We start from the raw sequence: 23,556 nt of genomic DNA, 5'->3' as shown, positions 1-23,556 counted from the left end.
CAGGGGTTTTTACTTTTAACCAATTATTGGACAGAATAGTGAGAAAAAATACATTCACATTAATACATTTAGCAATGTATTTAACTTTGATAACGCTCTATAGCGTTAAGCCATGCTTGCCAGCCTGCATCGACTGGAGAAGAATTATCACTGACTCCTGACGATTGATTTGCTTTTGCCAAGTGCAAGCTCACTTTATGAGGAGATGCTTTGTCGATGGCTTCATCAGCCGCCTTAGGCAGCACATTAATACGCATCAACTCATCACGGCGAAACAGGTGACACTCAATGTCGCGCTCCACATTACTTAGCAACGCCAATTGTTTACTATCAGCTTTGATACCGTCAAGCGCCACAATGACATCGTTCGCTGAAATACCCGCTCTAGCAGCGACACTAGCACGTGTCACGCGATTAACCTTGAGTCCAGCAGGTGTTTCAGTACAGCGCATGCCCCAAGGCAAATTCTTGTCAGCCGTCTCTTTGCTATTACTATGCATGCTAATATCGTTTGCCGCCAGCAGCGCTTCAATTGGCAACTCTTCAACACCATTGACATAACGATACTCAAAGTCTTCCCAATCCTCTATGGGCATGAACTGCCCAATGACTGTACCCATATCAGCACTATTGATGCCAATGCGTTTATTGTCGTTTTGCTTTGCTTGAGTATAAAAAGCCTTGACCACATCAAACAGACGATAGCGACCATTGCTCTTTTGGAGCAGTGTCAAATCCAAGCATAACGCCACCAGTGCGCCTTTGTTGTAATAACTGATACCAGCGTTGCCTGTATTTTCATCGTTACGGTATAGCTTAATCCACGCATCAAAGCTCGACTCTGCAACGCTTTGATACGCGCGACCCGCGGTTTGATAGTAACGATTAATTTGCTCAGCCAGTAGCTTGAGATAGCTTGGCTTATCAATCACGCCCGACGCTTGCAACATAAAGTCATCGATATACGAAGTAAATCCCTCAAATACCCATAGCAGTGGTGTAAATGCCTCGCGGCGCAAATCGACATCCAACATAACATCTGGACGTACCGTTTTGACCCACCACGAATGAAAATACTCATGGCTGCATAAGCCCAAAAATCGCTGATAATCGGCGCTTGGTATTTTTGGCTCATCAAGAGTTGGTAAGTCTCGGCGCGGCGTAATGAGACTGGTCGAATTGATATGCTCAAGTCCACCATAATCCTGACCACTGGCAAAGGTCATAAAAGTATAATCATTAAATGGCGCATCACCCAACCAATCTAAATAGCACTGACAGATCTGAGTGATATCCTGCTGTAGCCTGCCCATATTGGCGCTGTGCTTACCTGAGAGATAAAAACGATGAGGTAGCGTCTGATGCGTACTGTCTTGAATAATAAAGTCAAACTTATCTTGCTCTGCAATCTCAAACGGGTAATCAATAAGGTCGTGATAACTGCCTGCTTGTAGTCCATAGCTATGCTGCCCATCAAGACGTAAATGAGTAGACTCTAATCCACATGCCAATAGCAGCCGACTCTCGTCTTTACCTGCTAAAAATGCTGCTGGCACTGCTAAGCTAGCTTGTACAGCTCGATGCTCCTGCCCCTCTACAGCCAATGCCAGTGAGGTAAAATTCCCATACAAACGCTGCTGATCGACATAGGCAGTACGTACCGATAAATCATAGCAGTACACTTCATAATGGACACTGATGGCTTGCCCTGCCTTAGCTTTTGGTAATTGCCACGTGTTTTTATCTATTTTGTGCGCGCGATAAGTCTCGTGAGTATCGTCATCCATGATTTGGCTGTCTAACACCTGATAATGCACCGCGGTAATGTTGCGCGCAAACTCACGCATCAGATAACTGCCTGGTATCCACGCTGGCAACCAAAGTTGAGGCACATCATTTACTGCCGTAAAATTGAGCGACACATCAACCAAGTGCTCAGAAAACCGCTCGAAATTGAGTCGATAATTGATATCAGGTTTTGCTTTATGGTGATCGCTGATTGTATTGGCATCCGATAGCTGACAGCCTGAATTATTGGCAAATGAAGTCATTGTCTTTTTATCCTTATTTATATCATTATGGTAAAAGCCATTGTCCAAAAACGCAACTGGCAAACCCCGAATATCCATTTACGGTCTTCAAACCACAAAAAACTGTGTTTATTTTCATAAAAAACGACATTTATCAGTATAAAATAGCATTTTTTATTGTTTTTACCTTGAAAGTTATATGAGCCATCTCAATTAAAGATGCTAACTGCTAAAGTTACTTTAATAAACTGATGATAATTGACTAATGACGTGGCTATTTGGCTTGCTGATTGGATTTTTTAGGTTTATTGCAACCGTATTTAATTTTTTACATAGATATATTTAGGATAACTTATGACTATTATTGCAAAAGACACTGCCGTCAAATTCAATTACACACTAAAAGACGACGAAGGCAACATTCTTGACCAATCACCAGAAGGTCAACCACTTGCATACTTGCATGGCCACAGCAACATCATTCCAGGCCTTGAGCAGCAGCTAGAAGGTAAATCTGCTGGCGAACAAGTCAATGCTGTTGTTGAACCTGCTGATGGCTACGGCGAATATCAAGAGCAAGCGGTACAACATGTACCACGTGATAACTTCCAAGGCGTTGAAGATATCCAGCCGGGTATGCAGTTTCAGTCAGAAGCTGGCGGACAAGTAATGCTAGTTACCGTTACTGAAGTAAATGACAAAGAAGTGACCGTTGATGCAAACCATCCATTGGCTGGTAAGCGTTTGACGTTTGATGTTGAAATCCAAGAAGTGCGTGCAGCGACTGAAGATGAACTAAACCATGGTCATGTCCATGGCGCTGGTGGCGTTGAGCACTAATCTCTTCTAGAGTATAGTGAGATGTTAAATGGTAGTCTTTATTAAGATTGCCATTTGGTCAAAAAAGGTCAGTGGCTTTGTCTACTGACCTTTTTTTATGGCTATTATTTATCACAATCATCTTTTTAAAATATGAGCCTCTTAGGTGTACATTAAGTAGCCTGACAGGCTTACAAACTATTCACTGCTAATGTGTTACCTATTAACATCTATTAGCTAGTTAGGCGTGTTTCTCAATTAATATATAGCAAACGTAACAAAGCCGCATAACGACAAGCGTTATGCGGCTTTTATCACTAACCATCCATGTTATCGTTACATGATACCTAATCCCGGAGTATCCTATAACTGACAGGCATCCAGCCTTATCATCCTTAATCAGCAAACCACCTATCCCTGATGCGACCTTTGAGATACCAATCCCTAGTATCAATGAACCTTTTCGTTCAATCGTGCCGTACAGTTATAATCGCAGATTGCCTCATGGTTAGTAAGAGGTATAAACGTCAATCCATGTAAGCATATACTTACATGGATTTTAATCACAGCCTTTTTGGCTGACAATACTGACTGTTTATAGCTTCTCTTCAGGGCTTAACAATGCTTTGGGTTCAGCGCTTAACATAATATAGGCCGCTTCATTGATGAACGCTTCGTCTTCAGGTAACTCTGGGCGCTCCTTGGCTTTCATGCGGCTGCGCTCTTCAAATTTTGCATCCATTGCTGCTTGATAGGTGTTCCAATTGGCATAAGGGCGCTCACCCGTTGCAATAAGACGTTTATTTTCAGCCTCTAGTGAACGCTTTTCAATCAATTGCATCTTAGCTCGGCGGCTATTGATATCAAGTGGAATTGGTTTTTTCTCATCTTCCATATCGCGAATGTTGTTTAGCGCTGATAGATAAACAAACTGTGGGTTTTGCTCTTGACGAATTTTAGACTGCTGGTTAAGTGTCGCCAGCGTCGTATCAGTGAACTTACCTTCAGGCTTGTAAGGCGCCGTTTTGATGGTATCCCAAGGCAACGCTTTTTTCTGCGCACGTTCGCCAAAAGTGGCATCATCGTAGATATTGACCAACTCTACATCAGGTACCACACCTTTATTCTGTGTACTACCACCAGTGATGCGATAGAATTTGCGCTGCGTTAAAGTGGCTGAACCCAATGCCAAATTATCGAGTTGAATCTGCGCTGAACCCTTACCCGTTGTCGTACTGCCAACCACTAGCCCACGACCGTAATCTTGGATAGCCGCGGCAAATATCTCACTGGCTGAGGCAGACGCTAGGTTGGTAATAACGACCACTTTGCCATCATAAAGTTGCTCACCGCCATCATCGTCACGGTAGACCTGAATGTTGCCGCGATTGTCACGGATTTGCACCATCGGTCCGCTCTTGATAAAGAAGCCAAGCATTTTTGCTACTTCATCCAATGAACCACCTGGATTATTGCGCAAATCAACCACGAGGCCATCAATATTTTCTTTATTCAATGCTTTCAATGCTTTTTCGGTATCGATACTGACGCTGCGATAATCCTCACCGTTACGGCGTGCCTGATAATTTAGATAAAAGCTTGGTATCTCAAGGACGCCGATGCGTTTTGGCGTTTTATCAATATTAGGGCGCTGTACTTCTACCACGCGCTGGGTAACCCCTGACTCTTCTTGTTGAATAATGTCACGAACCACCGTCACGTTACGGGCACTGGCATCAGGCGTATTTGGCTGACGCACTTTGATGGTCACTGACGTACCACGTTTGCCGCGAATCAAGCTCACAATCTCACGCGTTGACCAGCCAACTACATCTGTCATGTTCTCGCCATCTTTGGCAATACCGATAATCAAATCGTTGGGTTTAATCTGACCAGATTTGGCTGCTGGACCACCATCGACCAAGGTCACGATGCGAGTATAATCTGGGTTTTTACGATCAGGGCGAATAGAAACGCCAATGCCTTCCAATTGTAGGCTAGATTGGATTTGTAATTCGTTGGCCTGAATCGGTGCATAATAATTACTGTGCGGATCGTAAGTCAGCATCGCCGTATTTAAGATGGTTTCCATGATTTCATCGTTTGTGAGACGCTTAAACTGCTCTTGCTGTCGCGATAAACGATTTTGTAAAATCTCGCTTGGTGTACGTTGGTCGTTGCGCACCAAATCTTGCCCACGAGTAATATCTGGATTGCTCAGAAATACTTTTTCTTTGGCTTTTTCATCTTCTTGACCCAAGGTAATACTCATCAGCTGAAACTTCAGCTGACGCGTCCAATAATCACGCTGCTCTTTTTTGGTTTTAAAATGATTAAGTTTTTCACGGTCGAGCACGATCGTATCATCACTCGTCAAATCGATATCGGTTTTTAGCATCTTGCTCGCCATCGCAAAATACTCATTTGAGCGTTTGCGATAGCGTTCAAAGACCTCTACTCCTGCAGATAAGTCGCCACGCTTGAGGCGAGCACCGAATTCATCGGCGTATTTTTTCTTAAACTCATCCACATCAGACTGCAAAAACAACGTATGGTTTGGGTCAAGGCTATCGATATACATAGACAAGATTTCGCTGCCCGTTTTGCTATCTAGCGGCTGATTCAAATAGTGGCTACGATCCAGCAATGCGGCTACTTGGCGAGTGGTGACTTTTTGTTCAGGGGTTTGTACAAAGCCTTCAGTATTGGTGTCGGCCATTGCCGCCCCGTAGCTCTGGGTGAGAATAATACCGGCGATGCCCACTGACGCTGCACTGAGTAACCACTGTGCTGGTTGTTTTTTCATCATATATACCTAGTTATTTTACGTTAATAATATTATTTGTTTTATAAAAATCAAAAGTGACTGAATCAGTCGCCGCCTATAAATGCTTTATCTTTAAGTCACGAAATACTTATCTACCATTATCAATCGAATATTTATTCAATGATAGTTTCTAAAATCTAAAACGATACTTTCTAAAATGCTATTTTCTGAATAATTATGGTCACTAAATGCCATTGCTGTTTGCTAATATGTTGTTAAAAATCACTCAATATTATCATGCACATAGATATCCAACTGTCTCAAACTGTATAAGCAATCTTACACGCTACGCCTGCACATACCAAACTTTCTATTACATTTATTGTTCATCATTATTTGGGTCATTTATTGACGATTCAATGCCCACTCACGAATTGATTTGAGTCTATTCATCTGCCACATTATGCTCATTTGCTAATAACTGTCATAATAAAGCAGTTTTGATAATAGTGGCACACTGCCAATTATCATCATTTATTTGAAGCTGAACCGATCATATAACAATATATAACACCATAAGGATTACGCAATGTACGGCGTTTTAATGATTGATATCGATAGTACCGCACTGACAGCAGAAGATGTCAGCTTAATCAAACAGGCACAGGTGGGCGGGGTGATTCTATTTGCCCGAAACGTTGCAGATGCGGCACAAGTACGGGCATTGTGTGACGACATACGTTATCACAACCCGGATATATTAATCGGCGTCGACCAAGAAGGTGGACGAGTCGCACGCCTGCGCAATGGCTTTACCCCACTACCCGCCATGGGCAAGCTTGGGGAGCTCTTCAATCAAGAGCCTAGCCATGCGCTAAGCTGTGCTTACGATTGTGGCTATCTAATGGCAACAGAAGTATTGGCCGTGGGCATTGATCTCAGTTTTGCTCCAGTACTTGATAGAGATGGCATCAGCCAAGTCATTGGGGATCGTAGCTTTCATCAAGAGCCGCAAGCGATCACTGCGCTGGCGACTCAGTTTATGCGCGGTATGAAAGCCGCTGGCATGGCAACCACAGGCAAGCATTTCCCCGGTCATGGCGCCATTGCCCCTGACTCCCATGTGGCTGAGGCCATCGATACGCGTAGCTTGGATGAGATTATGCATAGCGATATGCAGCCTTTTGCCCAAACCTTACCGTGGCTTGATGCCTTAATGCCTGCCCATGTTATTTTTTCGCAAGTCGATGATAAGCCAGCAGGTTTTTCTAAAACTTGGCTCAAGGACATCATACGGGATCAGCTAAAGTTTGATGGGGTCTTATTCTCTGATGATCTATGTATGGCAGGTGCTCAAGCCGCAGGCGATGTCAGAGCACGTGTGAAAGCCGCGATTGAAGCGGGTTGTGATATTGCGCTGGTTTGTAATGATCGCGTCGCCGCCCATGAAGCCGCAGAGACCGCACAAGAGCTGCCTTATCCCAATCAAAACCGCATTAAAACAATGTGCGGACAGATACCAACATGGCAAGGTGATCTAGAATCAACTTGTCAACAATTTGACTATTGGCAACAGGCAAAGAAAAACGTAACTCAAACCTTTTTTAATCCTCAATCTGAGGCACAAGCGACTCGCAGCGCTACTGAATTAAAAGATCCGACCGCCTATAAACAATAGCCTTAACAAAATAAAAAAACCGCACCTTTTATAAGATGCGGTTTTTTAAATTAGTAATAACTCAATCAATCTTCTGTGCATTAATTGGTTGGATCTACTGCCGTACCTTGAGTGGCATCATCACCATCAGGCAATAAGTCATCGTTATTGCTATCCAAAGGGTTTATGTCTGGGTCAAGCGCATCATTACTAATAATCATACCATCGTTTGCACTGGCCATCTCGTCATTGACTATAAATTCAATACGGCGATTACGGAAGCGACCCTGCTCCGTTGAGTTATCAGCGATAGGTTCTGATTCACCCATGCCTTTCGTCATCAGTTTACTAGCATCAACACCTTGAGATACCAAATACTCTTTCACTGCCTCAGCGCGATCACGAGACAACTCTACATTGTAAGAATCGGATGCCTGACTGTCAGTATGACCGATAATCGTCAGCTTCATATTCGGTACTTCGTTGATGATCTTAGCAGCGCGGTCAAGCAGCTCTTTATTGACATCAGGAATGACCGCTTCATCCACTTCAAAGTTGATCACCTGAATACTCAATGCACGAGCCACATCACGTGGATCTGGGTTTTTACCAAGATTGGTCATAGCAACATCCGCAGCTGCCAAACTATTATCAATCTCACCCTGCAAATCTAACGGCCCTTCGGCTTGTATGGTCATCGCAGGAACAGCCGCTTGTAAGTCAGCCACTAGCTTATCTAATGCCGCTGCATCAGGCGCATTGACAGTGATAACATCGCCTTTGATGATCATGCTCGCATTTGGTACATTTTTGACGATAGGTAAGATAGTAGCTAGCTGAGCCGCCGCTGGCATATCTACTGCAAAATTGTCATCGACATCAGCACGGCATTTATTGGCTTCTTCACCAAATGCACTGGTTAACGCATTCATTACATTGGTCTGCAAGGTCTCGTCGCCCACATTCATACGGCAAGCATACAGCTCACTATTTTCACCAGTCGCAATGCGCAATGATGCAGGCTCAATATCACCTGCCGCTGCCAACTGACCCTCTCCCTGCGCTGCTTGTTGGGCAGTAGCCACCGGTGTAGCGACAGGCTCAGGGTTCTCTTGGCAACCACGAAGTAAAGCCCAAGCCAATGCGCCTAAAATAATCAAGCCAACAATGGGGAGCAATGCTTTCATAAAGCTGCCTTGCTGCTCTTCTTCGCGTTGTAATGGAGCGGTGCTCACCGTATCAGAGATACGCGCGCCAGCAGCAGGCGTCGCTGCCAACATACCGACTGGCAGAACGGCGCTTGCCCAAGCAGGGATATAACGCTGATAACTGTCGAGATTATCATTTAAGAACTGCGGCACTGGTGTGGTACCTGCCAAGCTTTTGATTTCGTGAAAAGCCAGTGGCGCTGCCATCGCTATCAGTCCACGCGAAGACGTTGCATCAACATTATGCTTGCCTGCCAGCTCACGAGCGATTTGATCACGTTGCGAATCATCGCTCCATACACGGTCATAAAAACCTTGGTCGTCACGAGTGATATTTTCATTTGCAAAACGATTATAAGTATCGTTATCCGCTAAGCGAGCCGCAAAAATAGCGTAGAACTGTTCAAGCAGCCCCTTTTTAGCGGGACTATGATCATCTTCCAGCACGGCTGGGCTGACTGTACGCGTCAAATGACTGATAATATCCATAATACAATTCTCCTATTAATGCCTATATTAGTATCGATTTATATAATTAAAGGGGCTGTCCTAGATAAGTAAAATAATCTAGGATAGTCATATGAGAAAGAGCAGATTAAGTTGGTACAAACAAACCAGACTCATTGAACTATTTATTGCCGGTTCTACCGCAAGAACAGCAGCAAGCTTAGTGGGTGTTAATAAAACAACAGCTAGCTATTACTTTCACAGGCTAAGACTACTGATTTATGAAAATAGTCAGGAACCTGGTCTTCTAGAAGGCGAAATAGAAGTTGATGAGAGCTACTTTGGCGGTAGACGCAAAGGCAAACGTGGTCGCGGTGCTGGTAATAAAGTGCCTGTGTTTGGACTGCTTAAGCGCAATGGCAGCGTCTATGCTTGTCTCATCCCTAATGCCAGAGCCGATACCTTAATCCCTATTATAAGAGAAAAAGTAAAGCCTGATAGCATCGTTTATACTGACTCATTCAGAAGTTACAATGCCCTTGATGTCAGTGAGTTTACCCATTACCGTATCAATCATTCAAAAGAGTTTGCACAAGACAGAAACCATATCAACGGAATAGAGAACTTTTGGAGCCAAGCCAAGCGTCATATGCGCAAATATAATGGCATCCCAAAAGAGCATTTCCATCTGTTTTTGAAGGAATGTGAGTGGCGTTTTAACTACAGCGAACCAAAACGTCAATTACACCAGCTAAAACAATGGGTTAAACAGGAACTGAACTAGTTATCTAGGACAGCCCCTAATTAAAATATTCAAAAAACACCAGATAAAATAATGATTTGGAAATAAGAACCATGACAGCTAAAACCATCTTGACCCTTTTCAATTTTCATCATTATAAAAGTTTTAAGTCAGTGTTAACAATCAACAGGTTGTTGTACAAATGATACGTTAGGTAATATTTCAAGTGTCACACGTAACCAAAAACATGGCAAATAACCAATCATCAACCTAGTGAGAAGCCATAAAATAATCAGTAAAACTTATGAATAAATAGAGAAAATACATCCTTTTTTCAGATACTTTATGGTTTTTTAGATACCTCTAATTGGGTATCTGCAGAAAAAATGGCGGTATAAGCAACTTATACCACCATCTTTACTTGATAACTTGTTTCAATGGATAAATTGATCAAACAATCGTTAAACACCTCTATTATCCAATCATTTATTCCTTACTTGTACAGGTTCAGCGATGATGAGTGTGCTTGCCATATCATCTACCTCCGATTCTGAAATAGAACCTGACGGTCTGTTATTCATCGGTGCATTGCTAGGGGTATTGTTAGGAATGTTACTGGGAATATTGTTGGCATTGTTACTATAATTGTTGGGTGCAGGATTAGGTACGATACGATCGCCTGTATCATCATCTGCTGCTTGGAATTCTCCAGACCCACTGTTGTTATAGTCATTAGCATACTGATTATTGGCAGCTCCCTCATTCTCAAACTGGTTATTCGTATTATTCATTACATTGGCATCGTTATTTTCAGGCAATGGTAATGGTGCAGTACTATCGATGACCATGGCAGGTATCAAAGTGCGTATATCCGTAACCAGTCGTTGCAATAGCATACTATCTGGCGCTTCTAACATAAGACGATCATTCTGCAAATGTAGGCGTGCAAATGGCGTAGACCTAATCATCGTCAAGACATTGGGTAGTAATTCCGCTGGTAAATTGGCAATACTACTGGCAACTCCAGCCTGTACTGTTAATTCGCAAATACTCGCTTGCTCACCAAAGCTGGTATTGAGCGCTTGTTGCAAGGTGCTTTGTAGCGCTGCATCGCCAATGGTAGCACTACAGGCATACAGACTACCGCTGTTATCTACGCCAACGATGAGCTCAATGGGAGTTATTACCTGCGCTACTGGTGCAGGCGTTGGTGCTACCACAACAGGCACTGTCGCAGCGGCTTCTACAGGCGGCGCGTTGTTCGGTCTGATCAATATTGCCCAAGCAGCAAGCCCTATCGCGGCAAGGGCTACTATTAATAACCCCACCCGTACCAGTAAATCATTACGTTGATTGCGATTACGCACTTTTTCTTGCTTCATACTGCTATTTTCTGCCAAATGATGCGCGGATGGATTGGCATGAATGGCGCCAGTATGAGCGCTAAAATGGCCATCGGTATCGCCTATCTTCATACTTTCTACATCAGTATTTCCAATATCTTTTTTATCTGCTGTATCAGCATTTTGCCTATAAGCGGCTGTCGCTGCGGCGATCTTACTGGTATCTATATGAGAATTTTGTCGTCCATCCAAAGAGGTGTCACGCACTGGTACGCTATCAATATCTGCGGCGATGTGTGGGTGTGCTTCTGATGCGCTATTGACGTTTTGAGGAGCAGTAATAATAGGTGCTGACCACATCGGTAAATACTGACGCAGTGCCGCCTGCTCTCCCTGCAAAAACGCTGGCAAAAACTGTCCGTTTGCCAATACTGTCAGCTCACGATAAGCCAGTGGCGCGGCATTGGTGAGCAGCTGTAACGTAGCAGACTCATCAATATGATGGGTAGCAGACAGCTCTCGGATCATAAGCTGCTGTATGCTTTTATCTTGCCACAGTTGTTCGAACAGTGGACTTTCTGTGACTCTATCAACCATCCCTTGCTCGGCGCGGATAAATTGTGAGTAGACTTGCGGCAAGGCGAGACGTGATGCCAAGATGGCATAAAACTGCTCCAATAAGCTGATGTAAGCCACACTATCATGACCATTACGCTCACCTATGACAGCTGGCGTTACGGTCTTTTCTAATTGGTCGATAATACTCATAGATTACTGCCTCTTTCGGCCTTTATTTTAAATTTACCAACGCATGAAACGTTTATTTTACTTGTCGTTAGCGTCTGTATTCTTGGATACCGCTCTCATTTAACCCACCATTACCGTCAAGATACGAAGCATTACTCAATTTGCCTGACAGCCTGCTATATTATTCACTATAAAAGCATATAAATGCACTATTTTGTCACATAATAAGTTTTTGCATTATCATAACTACTGTTAGTATTACTTTATTATAAATAGCTCATGCTTAATAATTGCTTGTCAGTCCTATTTAGTTTGCACTCAGCCATAATGCGTAGGCTTTGAACATTGTTATTCATCACCTTGTCACATATCAGGCGCAGCCTAAGGATTTTCCTTTGTTCAATCATACGACCCTTATTATTATTATCACGGTTATTGTCAGCTTAGTGGCATGGCAAAACAAAACAGTATTTAATCGGCTTATTTTTTATCCGCCAGCGGTAAATAATGGGCAATGGGACCGTTTTGTCACGCATGGCTTTATTCATGCCGATAGCATGCACCTGCTCTTTAATATGTTTACTTTATACTTTTTTGGTCGTGCTATTGAAGGACTGTATCAGCCGTTCTTATTTGGTTATGGTTTTGTGGTCTTTTACGTATTGGCCATTATCATTGCGATGATTCCAAGCTACCTCAAGAATAAAAACAATGCGAGCTATTTAAGCCTTGGCGCATCAGGCGGTGTATCAGCCGTATTGTTTGCTTTTATTTTGCTGGCACCGTGGGAAAAAATCTATCTATTCGCGATTGTTCCTATACCTGCGATATTATTCGCCGTCGCTTATATCGCTTATAGTATCTATGCAGACAAACGGGGCGGCTCTAATATCAATCATATGGCGCATATGTGGGGCGGCGCGTTTGGGGTTATTGCCACGATTATTTTAGAACCACAAGTCCTACCGCATTTTATCAATGCGCTTTTATCACCTGGGCTTTAAATTTAGTAATGAAGTTTATTAATGACGCTCAATGATAAAAATTGAAATAAAACTCAGTGGTAAAAATTGAAATGATCACTTGGTTTATGATGGCAGTTTAATAATTAAGCGATGATTAACGTCGCGTTATGTTTTGCACAAACTTATACTCAACAAACTATTTAAGAATTTGATAATTATTATGATGATAGATGTTATCGGTGATATTCACGGCTACGCAGACAAGTTAGTTGGTTTATTAGAACAGCTAGGTTACGTTCATAATGGCACGTACTTTGTACCGCCAGCAGGGCATCGGGCGTTATTTATCGGTGATTTGATTGACCGAGGACCACAGCAATTGGCTACCTTAGAGATTGTTTTTGCCATGTTAGATGCTAACGTGGCAGATGCGATAATGGGTAATCATGAATATAATGCCCTCGCCTTTAGCACACTTGACCCTGATAACTCCAGCCAATATCTGCGCTCGCACAATGACATACATACACGCCAACATACCGCATTTTTAGCCGAAATAGCTTTTGGCTCAGAGCGTCATCAATATTGGCTTAATCGGTTATATGAGCTGCCTTTATGGATTGAAACAGACGACGCTTGTTTTGTTCATGCCTGCTGGGATGTCGATAGTATGGCGGTATTGCAGCCACTATTGACTGACGATAACTGTTTAACGCCGCACGGGCTAGTCGCCACTGCCAAAGAAAACACGGCGCCATTTGACGCGCTAGAGCGGGTATTAAAAGGTGTAGAAACAGCATTACCCGACGGCATGGTCATGGTCGATAAAGAAGGCACTGAGCGCAAGCGCGTGCGAGTATGCTGGTGGCTTGACGGGCTGAATAAGCGCCGTCTTTATGAGGTGGCGCGTGCGCCTGCATCAGCATTGGCGCAGATTCCAAAAGAGGTGTTGGCTGAAAGTATTGATTTCGCCCTGAAAACGGATAAAGCGGTATTTGTCGGTCATTATTGGCTAACTGGCACGCCTGAGCCACTGAGTTCACAAGTTGCCTGTACTGATTATTCAGCGGCGGTAGACAGCGGATATCTGACTTGTTATCAGCTCGATACTGAGCAACCACTGCCACTAAGAGCCAGTAACTTTGTCCAATATCACCATGATAAAACGGCAAACCCCAATCCATAAAATTGGTACTATTGCCCCCGCTTTCTTATTAAAAATCAAACTTGGCTTTACGAGAGCAACAAAACTTTTGTATGATGGTCTTTTTGAGGATATCAAAGCATGAGCACCACAACAGCTACTGTTAACACGATGGATCAAAACAGCCCTATCGCCTCCCCTGCTGGTCAGCCGAAAGTTGGCATTATTATGGGATCACAATCTGATTGGGCAACCATGAGTGCGGCAGCGCAATTGCTCGCAGACTTTGATATCGCCTTTGATTGTGAAGTAGTGTCAGCACACCGCACCCCTGATAGATTGTTTGACTATGCAAAAAGTGCAAAAGATAACGGTCTACAAGTTATCATCGCTGGCGCTGGTGGTGCTGCTCATCTGCCTGGCATGTGTGCCAGTCAAACGCCGTTACCTGTGTTTGGTGTTCCTGTAAAGTCTTCCATGCTTAGCGGTTGGGATAGCTTGTTGTCCATCGTACAAATGCCTAAAGGCGTTGCCGTTGGCACATTGGCGATTGGCTCAGCAGGTGCTTACAATGCTGCTCTGCTTGCGATTCAAGTGTTAGCATTGAATGATGAGACCATTGCGGCTAAACTGGACAATCTGCGCCAAATGCAAACTGATACCATCCTTGCTAGCCCAACGCCTGGCATTCTCCATAGCTAATTACCTGTCTTTGATAGCGGTTCTTAAATCCCTTTATTGAGATATAGCGGCTATTTACTTGATATTTATTTTTAGATGGGTTTTACTTAATACAAGGTGCATGTAATGCACCTTTTCCTATTTTAATAGATGACTTTTTGCCTTTTATTACACCCAAAATATTATTCATTTTTAACTCAAAGAGCCTGCCATGACTACAGCGAACGCTTACCCTGTTACCCAAACCATTCGTACCATCGGTATTTTAGGCGGTGGTCAGCTTGGTATGATGCTTGCCGAAGCAGCGATGCCACTAGGCTACCAATGTGTGTTTTTAGAAGACAGCGCTGACTGCCCTGCTAGCCTATACGGCCACGTCTTTCATAGCGATCAATTGGAAGACTTCATCGCCGCAGCAGACGTTTTCACTTTAGAGTTTGAAAACACACCGACGGCGACTGTAGAACAGCTTACTGATCTGTCAAAATCAGGTAGTAAACAAGGTATGTTTCCGCCATTGATTGCGCTTGATATCGCTCAAGACCGCTTCAAAGAAAAGCAAATGTTCAATTCACTTGATATTGCTACCGTGCCCTTTATGGCTGTCAACTCTGAAGCGGATTTGCAGCAAGCCTGTCATGAATTAGGACTGCCTATCGTCCTAAAAACCAGCCGTGGTGGTTATGATGGTAAAGGTCAGTTCGTAATTAGACAAGACAGTGATATCAAGGCGGCATGGCAAGATCTTAAAGATGCAGTTACGGGTAAGGGCTCACTAACGCCAACGCCAGCACCTTTGATTGCAGAAGGTTTCATTAACTTTAGCCGCGAGCTTTCTATTATCGCCGCACGCGCACAAAATGGTCAGGTTCGTTGCTACGATTTGGTCGAAAACCATCACCATAATGGTATTTTAGCCAAGACCCAAGCGCCTGCCGTTGGCACCAGTCATTTATTCAAACAGGCAACCGATGCCATCACCAAGATCATGAACCACTTAGACTATGTTGGTGTGATGGCACTTGAGCTCTTTGTGACCAAAGATGCGCGTGGTCATGACACGCTACTCGCTAATGAAATTGCGCCACGTGTGCACAATTCAGGACATTGGAGCATTGAAGGCGCTGTCACTAGCCAATTTGAAAACCATATTCGTGCCGTCGTCAATCTGCCATTAGGTGATACCGACAACGTGCATCCAGCGATTATGCTCAATGTCTTGGGGCAATATCCAGATATCAGCGCCGTAATAAATATCGATGGCGCACACTATCATAGCTACCACAAAGCAGAACGCGATGACCGCAAAATTGCGCATATTACCTTGATGCCTAATGATGTTGCCGACTTAGAGCCTGCTTTGGCCAAGCTCGTCGCTACGCTACCCAATAAAATGGGACTTGAGAAAAAACCATCTGCGATTGATAGCCAGCCAAAAGCGGCAAATAGTCTAACCACTACTGACAATAACAATGACAATATTTTAGAGAGTATAGAAGTCAATATCGATGACAGCCAAACAACTAAGTCTATCGATGCTAAGGCAAAAACAGAAAAGGTTAAGAAATAATGCAGATTTGGGTAGATGCCGATTCGGTGCCATTGATTGCCAAAGATTTGATTATCAAAACCGCTGAACGCACACAAACCATGGCAATATTCGTCGCCAATCAGCCCATCAAACTGCGTAAGTCACCACTGCTTGTCATGACAGTGGTGCCATCAGGGTTTGATAAAGCCGATGATTATATCGTTGAGAAAATACAGCCAGGCGATCTGGCTATTACTAGCGACATTCCTTTGGCTAATGATATTTTGGACAAAGGTGGTATGGTCTTGACCTCTCGCGGCATGATCTACGACAAAAATAATATCAAGCAAAAGCTCAATATGCGTGATTTTATGGATACCATGCGCGGTACTGGCGTGCTTGAGCTACAAGAAATGAGTGGTCAAAAACCTTATGGCGATCGTGACAAAAAAGCTTTTGCTGATGGATTAAACAAGTTGGTACGCTAGTTTTCACACGCTTTGTCTTTTGTTTTTTGATCTTATCCACTTTGCAAACTGTATACACGCCATAACCAAACACTATGCAATCGGCACGCTTCATAACGAAGTATGCCGTTTTTTCTTGATACGCTATATTCAGTTTTTACAACAACGATAACGTATATAAGAATAGGAATGACAATGAAAATTTTAGTAATTGGGGCAAGTGGTCGAGTGGGAACGGATTTGGTCAAGCAGCTATTAGCGGATAACCATCAAGTTATTGGCACGACACGCCAAGAAGAAAAACTGTTTACCGATGACAATTATAGCCAACTCGATTTAGATATCACTGCCGAAAAAGAGACTATACAAAAGCAAATTGATCAAGACATTGACGCTGTCTATTTCGTTGCAGGGTCTGGCGGTAAAGACGTCTTAGAAGTGGATTTACATGGGGCGGTCAAGACCATGCAAGCCTCAGAAGATAGAGGTATTAAGCGCTATATCATGCTTAGCACCGTCTTTTCATTAGACACCAGCAAATGGGACAATGCTGGTATTGCTGACCTAAAAGAATACTATATCTGCAAGCATTATGCGGATCAGTGGTTGATTAATAACAGTAACCTTGACTACACCATCGTTCAAGCAGGGGCGCTAAAAGAGCGCGAAGCAACTGGTAAAGTCACTGTTAACGATGATAATGCTGGAGAAAATTCAATTGCCGATGTGGCGACTACTCTGGCAGCCGTCCTAAATGCCAATAATACCGTCAAGAAAGTGTTTAGTATGCATAACGGTGAGACTGCGATTGATGAAGCGATTGCAAAATTATAAGAATCAACTTTACAGCGATTAAAACGAAAAAAGCGAGTAAGCCTAATGGGTTACTCGCTTTTTTCTAATAGGCTTGTCAAATAAGTGGCAACTGTATTAAGTCTCTCAATAATCGACTAGGCCAAACCGCTTGGAAAAGAAATCACATCTTCTAAGCTATTCGCGCCTGTGATTACCATGAGTAATCTATCGATACCAACGGCGATACCGCTACAGGGTATTAAAGCATCAGACGCTGCTAATAAATGCTCATCGATTGGCATTTGTGGCAGGTTATGACGCTTACGCAGTTGATTGTCTTGCTCAAACCGTTCTCTTAACGCTTGTCCATCTGCTAGCTCATCATAAGCGTTGGCAATCTCAATGCCATTGATATACAGCTCGAAACGTTTAGCGACTGTATTGCCCGCTTTATCAACCGCTGTTTTTGCCAGTGCCGCCGTGGCAGGTGGATATTCTATAATCAAGGTCGGTAAGTCGTGACCCAAGTTTGGCTCGACCGCATGACTAAACAGCAAATCTAGCCAGCTTTGACGAATATCTGCTTCGCCATCTTCTGTGTTATCCAAGTCGCTATTAAAATCAAAACCTGTCAAACCCTTATCTTCTGCTACTGCTTGCAGGGCATCAAGGCTAGCTGTCAGCGGATGTATGCCGACAAAATCCATAAACGCATCAACATAGCGGTAATGACTCATCACCACTGAATGCCCATAAAGCGCCGCTAATAATTCACCTAATTCAGCCGCCATATCATCCAGACTATAATTCGGCTGATACCACTCAAGCATGGTAAATTCAATATTATGGCGTACGCCTATTTCATTATCTCGAAATACGGAGCAAATTTGATATATAGGCACTTGCCAGCTGGCAAGTAAACGCTTCATGGCAAACTCAGGTGAAGTATGCAGATAATAAGTACAATGTTTATCTTGGTAAGTCACTTGTGCGGCGACTGATTGTAAGAAAGTATCAGTATTGCCAGCCTGCGATAGTAGCAGTGTTTGCACTTCAAGCACTTGATGCGTGGCGAAAAACTGACGAACGGTGCTCATCAATTGCGCACGCTGCTGAGCCATTGCCAATGTCATGGTCGGCGCATAGCTGGGTTTTGAAGAAGAATTACTTGCTTGGGTCATTATTATTTACTGCAATTAAAGGATAAGAATAAGTTCTCAGATGCTACTTTAGGGTTGAAGGCTGCCTAACTTTTACCACTGCCATTCACGGCGTAAGTGATAATCTCGGCGCAACTGATCAAAGTCAGCACCCTTTACTTGACCGTCAGCCAGCTTGCTTCTTAGTGCAGCATCATTGTGCATGATATCGTAAAACTTCTGTAATCTGTCTGGATGTGCTTTTAGCTCAGACCAGAGATAAGTATTGAGCGGTAGCAAACTATGCATCGACAATACAGGCAAGACTGCTAACTTTTCACAGAGCGCATCATAGATGATTTGCGTACCACGCAGTTTACCTTCGACCGTATAGCCTGCGATATGAGGGGTGGCGATAGCCAGTTTGGACAATAAGTGCTCAGAAATCTCTGGTTCAAATTCAAACACATCGAGCACTACTTGGCGATCTGTGCGTTCAATATCTGCTTCTAAATCACGCGCATTAATGACTGGTCCGCGCGCACTATTAATCAGCAAGGTATGCGCAGGCATCATTGCCAGCGCATTTGCGTCAATCAGATGCTTTGTTGGATAATCACTGCCACTAGGGTTTGTAGTATCTTTATCGGTTAAAGGCACATGTAAGCTCACTACATCGCTTTGGCTAAGCACTTGCTCAAGGCTGGCATTATTCGTATTCGAGGTAGGCAGTAATGGATCATAGCCTAGTACTTGCCAGCCTAAATCATTGGCATATTGAGCTAGCGTACTACCAATATTACCAAGTCCGATGATGCCCAATGTTAATGGCTTCGTGGATTGCTGCCAATAGTGCGGACGCAACGTCAAAATCGCCGTCAAGACATACTGTGCAACAGAATGTTTACTACATCCAGCCGCATTGGCGAAAGTGATATTTCGCGCCGCCAAATAGTCTTGATCGACATGATCGGTACCGATAGTCGCCGAACCGACAAATTTTACGCTGTTATTATTGGCTAGCAGTGCCTCACTTACTGGCGTCACCGAGCGTATCAACAGCACATCAGGCTCAACGTCTGCCAGTAATTGCGCATTGATATCGCGTCCGGCGACGGTGATTATATTGACCGTCTGCTCAGACGCCTGCCCAAGCATCGAAGCATTAAAAAACGCATCCAAGCTTGCGATATTGCTATCGGCCACGATAGTAATGCTGTCAATAGATTTCGCTCTATTTTGCATAGCGCTTGCAGTATTCTTATTTAACATGACTATGTGCCTCTACTCTGATTCATTGACTGGTGGCAACGTTTGGTTGTCAGACAATACCAAATCCTGCGGGGCAAATATCTCATTTTTATGCTGCGATATCCATTCTCGCCATACCGCCAATCCGATGGCTAGCACCACAGGACCGATAAACAAACCAACAAAGCCAAAAGCCGTTAGACCACCTAATACACCAATAAAAATAATAATAAAAGGGATTTTGGTCGCGCCACTAATCACAATAGGACGGATGAGATTGTCAACCCAGCTGATAACCAAAGTGCCCCATAGTGCCAAGCCAATTCCTTCTACAGTATGACCTTGGCTTAACAACCAAATGGATACACCGCCCCACACAAATGGCGTGCCAAACGGAATCAGGGCGATAATAAAGGTTACGATAGTGAGTAAGATAGGACTTGGTGCACCAGCGAAGTAGTAACCCACACCTGCGAGCAGTGCTTGCGCCAATGCCGTCAAACCAATACCATAAACCACCGCACGCGTGGTCGTACCCACAGAATCAATATAACCATCAATGCGATTGCCAATGATATTACGCAGTGCTTGGCGAATTTGACGCACCAAACTGGTACCATCACGATAAAAGAAAAACAACGTCATCAGCGCCATACCTAACTTGGCAAGACCGCTAAACACCACATCAAATGCTACTTCGCCATAATATAAATGTGACTGTACCCAAATACGAAACGCCTCTAACGTCCCTTCTGGGTTTTTATTGATTCTCCACAGCACATCTTTCACTTGCTGACCGATGATAGGCATATCTTTAATAGAATCAGGCACATCTAAATAGCCCACTTTTATACGATAAATCAAGTTACTGATTAGACTCAAGGCTTCTTGCTGTAGAATAAAAACACCGATAACCAGTGGCACACCTATCATTAAGGAGATACTCACCGTCATAATAGCAGCGCTAAAATTAGGACTCAGCTTTACTTTTTCGTAAAAAAAGTTATAAATAGGAAAGGTAACATACGCTAAAATCGCCGCCCATAATGCGGGTACAATAAAAAACTGTACCACTTGAAAACACAGTACGAACAGCACCACCAACAGAGTAATAGCCAATAGGCGCTGAATAATAAATTCTTTTGTCCAATTTTCAATCATAGCGTATAAACCAAGAGCAGACAGCGAAGATCTATCGCGACCTTGCTGGCAAGTTTATAAATGTGTGATGAATATCAACTCACAGACGGTGCCCATAAAAAGACCCTGTCCATTAGCGGTATCCATTAGCGAGGGGTGTAAACAATCCGTACCAGTAAATCTGCTTTGAGAGCATCAAATCGTAGCATACTTACGGACGATAGTTTTGACTAACGCAAGATAAATATTAAGCGATTATCACGGCTTATTATGCCGCAAAATACGACAATGATATAACGATATGTTGTAATCTTTACTTACAACTTTCTCTGTGTAAGCTTACTAGATGATGACATTAATAGATAGAAGTTGACACATAGATTTAACATGTAAAAACAAGGCACTAAAAGAATATTTTACATTCATACTTTAAACTGACTCATTGAAAGGTAATTCACTGGCGCGTTCTATTTGCAACGATAATTGATGCTATACTAAAGCAATTATTTTAAGCTTTTTAATAGCATTAAATTCGTTTGTTCTTATTTATTTGGATCATTCTACATATATAACATTTTTCAGACGATGCGCTACAGCCCTCTTTTAGCGTCCTTCTATAGACTATCATAAGATCAAACCTGTAGAGGGGCGTTAAAACGTTGGATGCTGTGCGTAAGCAAGCTCATCATATCCGTTCACTATTAGAATTCGATATGACAGAGTGCTATTTTGAGTGAATTTCGGACTTACTTTGATTTTATTTTAAATCAACAATGACCCAACAAATTTTAAACCATATATCGATAGGAACAATAACAATGTCAAAAGACAATGATAATCCCAATATAACTCCCTCAACTGAGGCCAGTAAGACCAATAAAACCCAAGAAACCGTTACTTTTGCATTGGCTCAGTCGCATTTTTTGGTTGGTGATATCACTGCCAATGCTGAAAAAATGCGTGCACTCGCATTGCAAGCTCGCGAGCAAGGTGCGGATGTCATTATTTTCCCAGAACTTGCTTTATTAGGTTACCCACCGCAAGATTTATTACTACGCCCAAGTTTATCTGGTCGCATCAAAAGTGCCTTGTCTACTTTAAGTGATATCGATGACATCGTGATGATTGTCGGTTATCCACATGTCGACCATCATGGTACTTTCAACTCTGCTGCTATCTTGCATAATGGTCATCAAAAAGGCTTTTATCATAAGCAAATCTTGCCAAATTATGGCGTATTTGATGAGCGTCGTTATTTTGATAAAGGTCGTAACCAAGTTTTATTTGACTATAAAGGCATCACAATCGGTCTGCTTATCTGTGAAGACTTGTGGGAAAAAGGCCCTATTGCCGAGCTTAAAAAGCAAGGTGCTGATCTGATTATTAGCTTGAACGCCTCACCTTTTGAGATCGAAAAACAAGACAATCGTAAAACGATGCTGTCTAAGCGTAGCCGTGAGAATAATTTGCCTATCGTCTATGTCAATGCCGTTGGTGGTCAAGACGACTTGGTATTTGACGGTGGTTCTATGGCGGTGCAAGCTGATGGTAGCGTTGCCCACGAAGCACCCCGTTTTATGAATCAGTTACTTCTTGCCACTTTAGACGTCAAAACTGCCAAGTTTAATAGTCAAACTAAAGCGCCATTAACACTGAGCCGTGAGTCAGAGATGTATCAAGCACTGGTCGTTGGCCTGCGTGATTATGTCAACCATTCAGGATTCACTGGTATTATCCTCGGCCTATCAGGTGGTATTGATTCTGCCTTAACGCTATGTATCGCTGTTGATGCTTTGGGTGCTGACAAGGTATATGCGGTGATGATGCCTTATGAATATACTTCTCAGATTAGTCTAGAAGATGCTCAAGCACAGGCTCGCCGCTTAAATGTTTCTTATACGGTTTGTCCTATTTTTGATGCGGTTGAAGGTATCCGTCATACCTTAGCCCCACTATTTAACAAATCGCCAGCAGACACCACTGAAGAAAATATCCAAGCGCGTGCGCGCGGTGTGGTACTGATGGCGCTGTCCAATAAGTTTGGGCACTTGGTCATCACCACTGGTAATAAGTCTGAGTTAGCAGTCGGCTATTCGACATTATATGGTGATATGGCAGGCGGCTTTGATGTGCTAAAAGACGTTTATAAGTCGCAGGTTTATAAATTGGCCAGTTATCGCAACCGCTTGGAAGACACCCCTGTCATCCCTGAGCGTGTCATCACTCGCCCGCCATCTGCTGAATTACGCCCAGACCAAAAAGACCAAGACAGCTTGCCTGACTATGATGTATTAGATGGCATCTTAATGTCATACATCGATGAAGACATGGGCTATCAAGACATCATTAATAAAGGGTTTGACGCTGAACTGGTCGCAAAAGTCATCCAGATGGTAGACAATAGCGAATATAAGCGTTTACAAGCGCCAATCGGTACCAAAATTAGCCATAAAGCCTTTGGACGTGAACGTCGTTATCCATTAGTGAATAAATGGTCAGTAAAAGGCTAAATTAGATTAACCATTGTTGCTTGCCCTACTTTTATTATGTAGAACGCGAGCAACATGGCTAATTTAATACTTTTATAAAAAATCAAGTTTCTTATGACTAGCTGGGTGCTTACCCAGCTTTTTTAGTTTCTATAAACCGATTTTTAATGCCAAGCTGTTATAAACAACGCTTT

General features: G+C 43.1%; 17 protein-coding genes. 10 read left to right on the top strand and 7 right to left on the bottom strand.

Going from position 1 to position 23,556, the window contains the following annotated elements; all coding sequences use genetic code 11:
• Positions 1-80: 80 nt before the first annotated feature.
• Entirely contained in the window at positions 81-2,051 is a 1,971-nt protein-coding gene (locus JMV76_RS05750; protein WP_201501943.1) for a M61 family metallopeptidase, read from the bottom strand.
• A gap of 333 nt (positions 2,052-2,384) precedes the next feature.
• Between JMV76_RS05750 and JMV76_RS05745 the strand changes: the two genes are divergently transcribed.
• Positions 2,385-2,870, top strand: a complete 486-nt coding sequence (locus JMV76_RS05745; RefSeq protein ID WP_045443514.1) for an FKBP-type peptidyl-prolyl cis-trans isomerase — start codon at positions 2,385-2,387, stop codon at positions 2,868-2,870.
• Between the two features lie 574 nt (positions 2,871-3,444).
• Here JMV76_RS05745 and JMV76_RS05740 read toward each other — a convergent pair.
• Entirely contained in the window at positions 3,445-5,655 is a 2,211-nt protein-coding gene (locus JMV76_RS05740) for a carboxy terminal-processing peptidase (RefSeq protein WP_201501942.1), read from the bottom strand.
• A gap of 550 nt (positions 5,656-6,205) precedes the next feature.
• On the opposite strand from JMV76_RS05740, the gene nagZ reads away from it, so the two are divergent.
• Positions 6,206-7,294 carry a beta-N-acetylhexosaminidase gene (nagZ, locus tag JMV76_RS05735; protein ID WP_201501941.1) on the top strand — a complete coding sequence of 363 codons (1,089 nt, stop codon included), beginning with the start codon at positions 6,206-6,208 and terminating at the stop codon, positions 7,292-7,294.
• An 80-nt stretch (positions 7,295-7,374) separates the two neighbouring features.
• On the opposite strand, the gene JMV76_RS05730 is transcribed toward nagZ, so the two are convergent.
• Entirely contained in the window at positions 7,375-8,970 is a 1,596-nt protein-coding gene (locus JMV76_RS05730) for an OmpA family protein (RefSeq protein ID WP_201501940.1), read from the bottom strand.
• A gap of 91 nt (positions 8,971-9,061) precedes the next feature.
• Here JMV76_RS05730 and JMV76_RS05725 point away from each other — a divergent pair, with 91 nt between their 5' ends.
• Positions 9,062-9,712, top strand: a complete 651-nt coding sequence (locus JMV76_RS05725) for an IS1595 family transposase (protein WP_201501939.1) — start codon at positions 9,062-9,064, stop codon at positions 9,710-9,712.
• A 440-nt stretch (positions 9,713-10,152) separates the two neighbouring features.
• On the opposite strand, the gene JMV76_RS05720 is transcribed toward JMV76_RS05725, so the two are convergent.
• Positions 10,153-11,781, bottom strand: coding sequence for a hypothetical protein (locus tag JMV76_RS05720; protein WP_201501938.1), 1,629 nt, complete (start codon positions 11,779-11,781; stop codon positions 10,153-10,155).
• A gap of 374 nt (positions 11,782-12,155) precedes the next feature.
• On the opposite strand from JMV76_RS05720, the gene JMV76_RS05715 reads away from it, so the two are divergent.
• The 6 genes from JMV76_RS05715 to JMV76_RS05690 all read left to right on the top strand — a co-directional run bounded on the left by JMV76_RS05715 (position 12,156) and on the right by JMV76_RS05690 (position 17,382).
• On the top strand, positions 12,156-12,764 hold the full coding sequence (locus JMV76_RS05715) for a rhomboid family intramembrane serine protease (protein WP_045443506.1): 609 nt from the start codon (positions 12,156-12,158) through the stop codon (positions 12,762-12,764).
• Positions 12,765-12,945: 181 nt separating this feature from the next.
• The gene (locus JMV76_RS05710; protein WP_201501937.1) at positions 12,946-13,911 is read left to right on the top strand and encodes a metallophosphoesterase; all 966 of its coding nucleotides are present in this window, start codon (positions 12,946-12,948) and stop codon (positions 13,909-13,911) included.
• Positions 13,912-14,010: 99 nt separating this feature from the next.
• Positions 14,011-14,571 carry a 5-(carboxyamino)imidazole ribonucleotide mutase gene (gene purE / locus JMV76_RS05705; RefSeq protein ID WP_201501936.1) on the top strand — a complete coding sequence of 187 codons (561 nt, stop codon included), beginning with the start codon at positions 14,011-14,013 and terminating at the stop codon, positions 14,569-14,571.
• Between the two features lie 190 nt (positions 14,572-14,761).
• Entirely contained in the window at positions 14,762-16,120 is a 1,359-nt protein-coding gene (locus JMV76_RS05700) for a 5-(carboxyamino)imidazole ribonucleotide synthase (protein WP_201501935.1), read from the top strand.
• Positions 16,120-16,569 carry a YaiI/YqxD family protein gene (locus JMV76_RS05695; protein WP_201501934.1) on the top strand — a complete coding sequence of 150 codons (450 nt, stop codon included), beginning with the start codon at positions 16,120-16,122 and terminating at the stop codon, positions 16,567-16,569. The genes JMV76_RS05700 and JMV76_RS05695 overlap by 1 nt, the downstream gene beginning before the upstream one ends.
• Positions 16,570-16,743: 174 nt before the next feature.
• Positions 16,744-17,382: an NAD(P)H-binding protein gene (locus JMV76_RS05690; protein ID WP_201501933.1), complete on the top strand. Its 639-nt coding sequence runs from the start codon at positions 16,744-16,746 to the stop codon at positions 17,380-17,382.
• Between the two features lie 116 nt (positions 17,383-17,498).
• On the opposite strand, the gene epmA is transcribed toward JMV76_RS05690, so the two are convergent.
• From epmA to JMV76_RS05675, 3 genes are all read right to left on the bottom strand, one after another.
• A complete protein-coding gene (gene epmA / locus JMV76_RS05685; protein ID WP_201501932.1) occupies positions 17,499-18,524 on the bottom strand; it encodes an EF-P lysine aminoacylase EpmA in 1,026 nt (341 codons plus the stop codon).
• Between the two features lie 72 nt (positions 18,525-18,596).
• A complete protein-coding gene (locus JMV76_RS05680) occupies positions 18,597-19,706 on the bottom strand; it encodes a 4-phosphoerythronate dehydrogenase (protein ID WP_201502080.1) in 1,110 nt (369 codons plus the stop codon).
• Positions 19,707-19,766: 60 nt separating this feature from the next.
• The gene (locus tag JMV76_RS05675) at positions 19,767-20,894 is read right to left on the bottom strand and encodes an AI-2E family transporter (RefSeq protein WP_201501931.1); all 1,128 of its coding nucleotides are present in this window, start codon (positions 20,892-20,894) and stop codon (positions 19,767-19,769) included.
• Positions 20,895-21,691: 797 nt separating this feature from the next.
• On the opposite strand from JMV76_RS05675, the gene JMV76_RS05670 reads away from it, so the two are divergent.
• Positions 21,692-23,383 (top strand): NAD+ synthase, encoded by a 1,692-nt coding sequence (locus JMV76_RS05670; protein WP_087814851.1) that lies wholly within the window; start codon positions 21,692-21,694, stop codon positions 23,381-23,383.
• Positions 23,384-23,556: the final 173 nt, after the last annotated feature.

This window comes from Psychrobacter cibarius, from assembly GCF_904845955.1.
GTDB classification, from domain to species: Bacteria; Pseudomonadota; Gammaproteobacteria; order Pseudomonadales; family Moraxellaceae; genus Psychrobacter; species Psychrobacter cibarius_B.
Note: the sequence above shows the minus strand (reverse complement) of the source record. Positions and strands in the feature narration are given on the sequence as shown.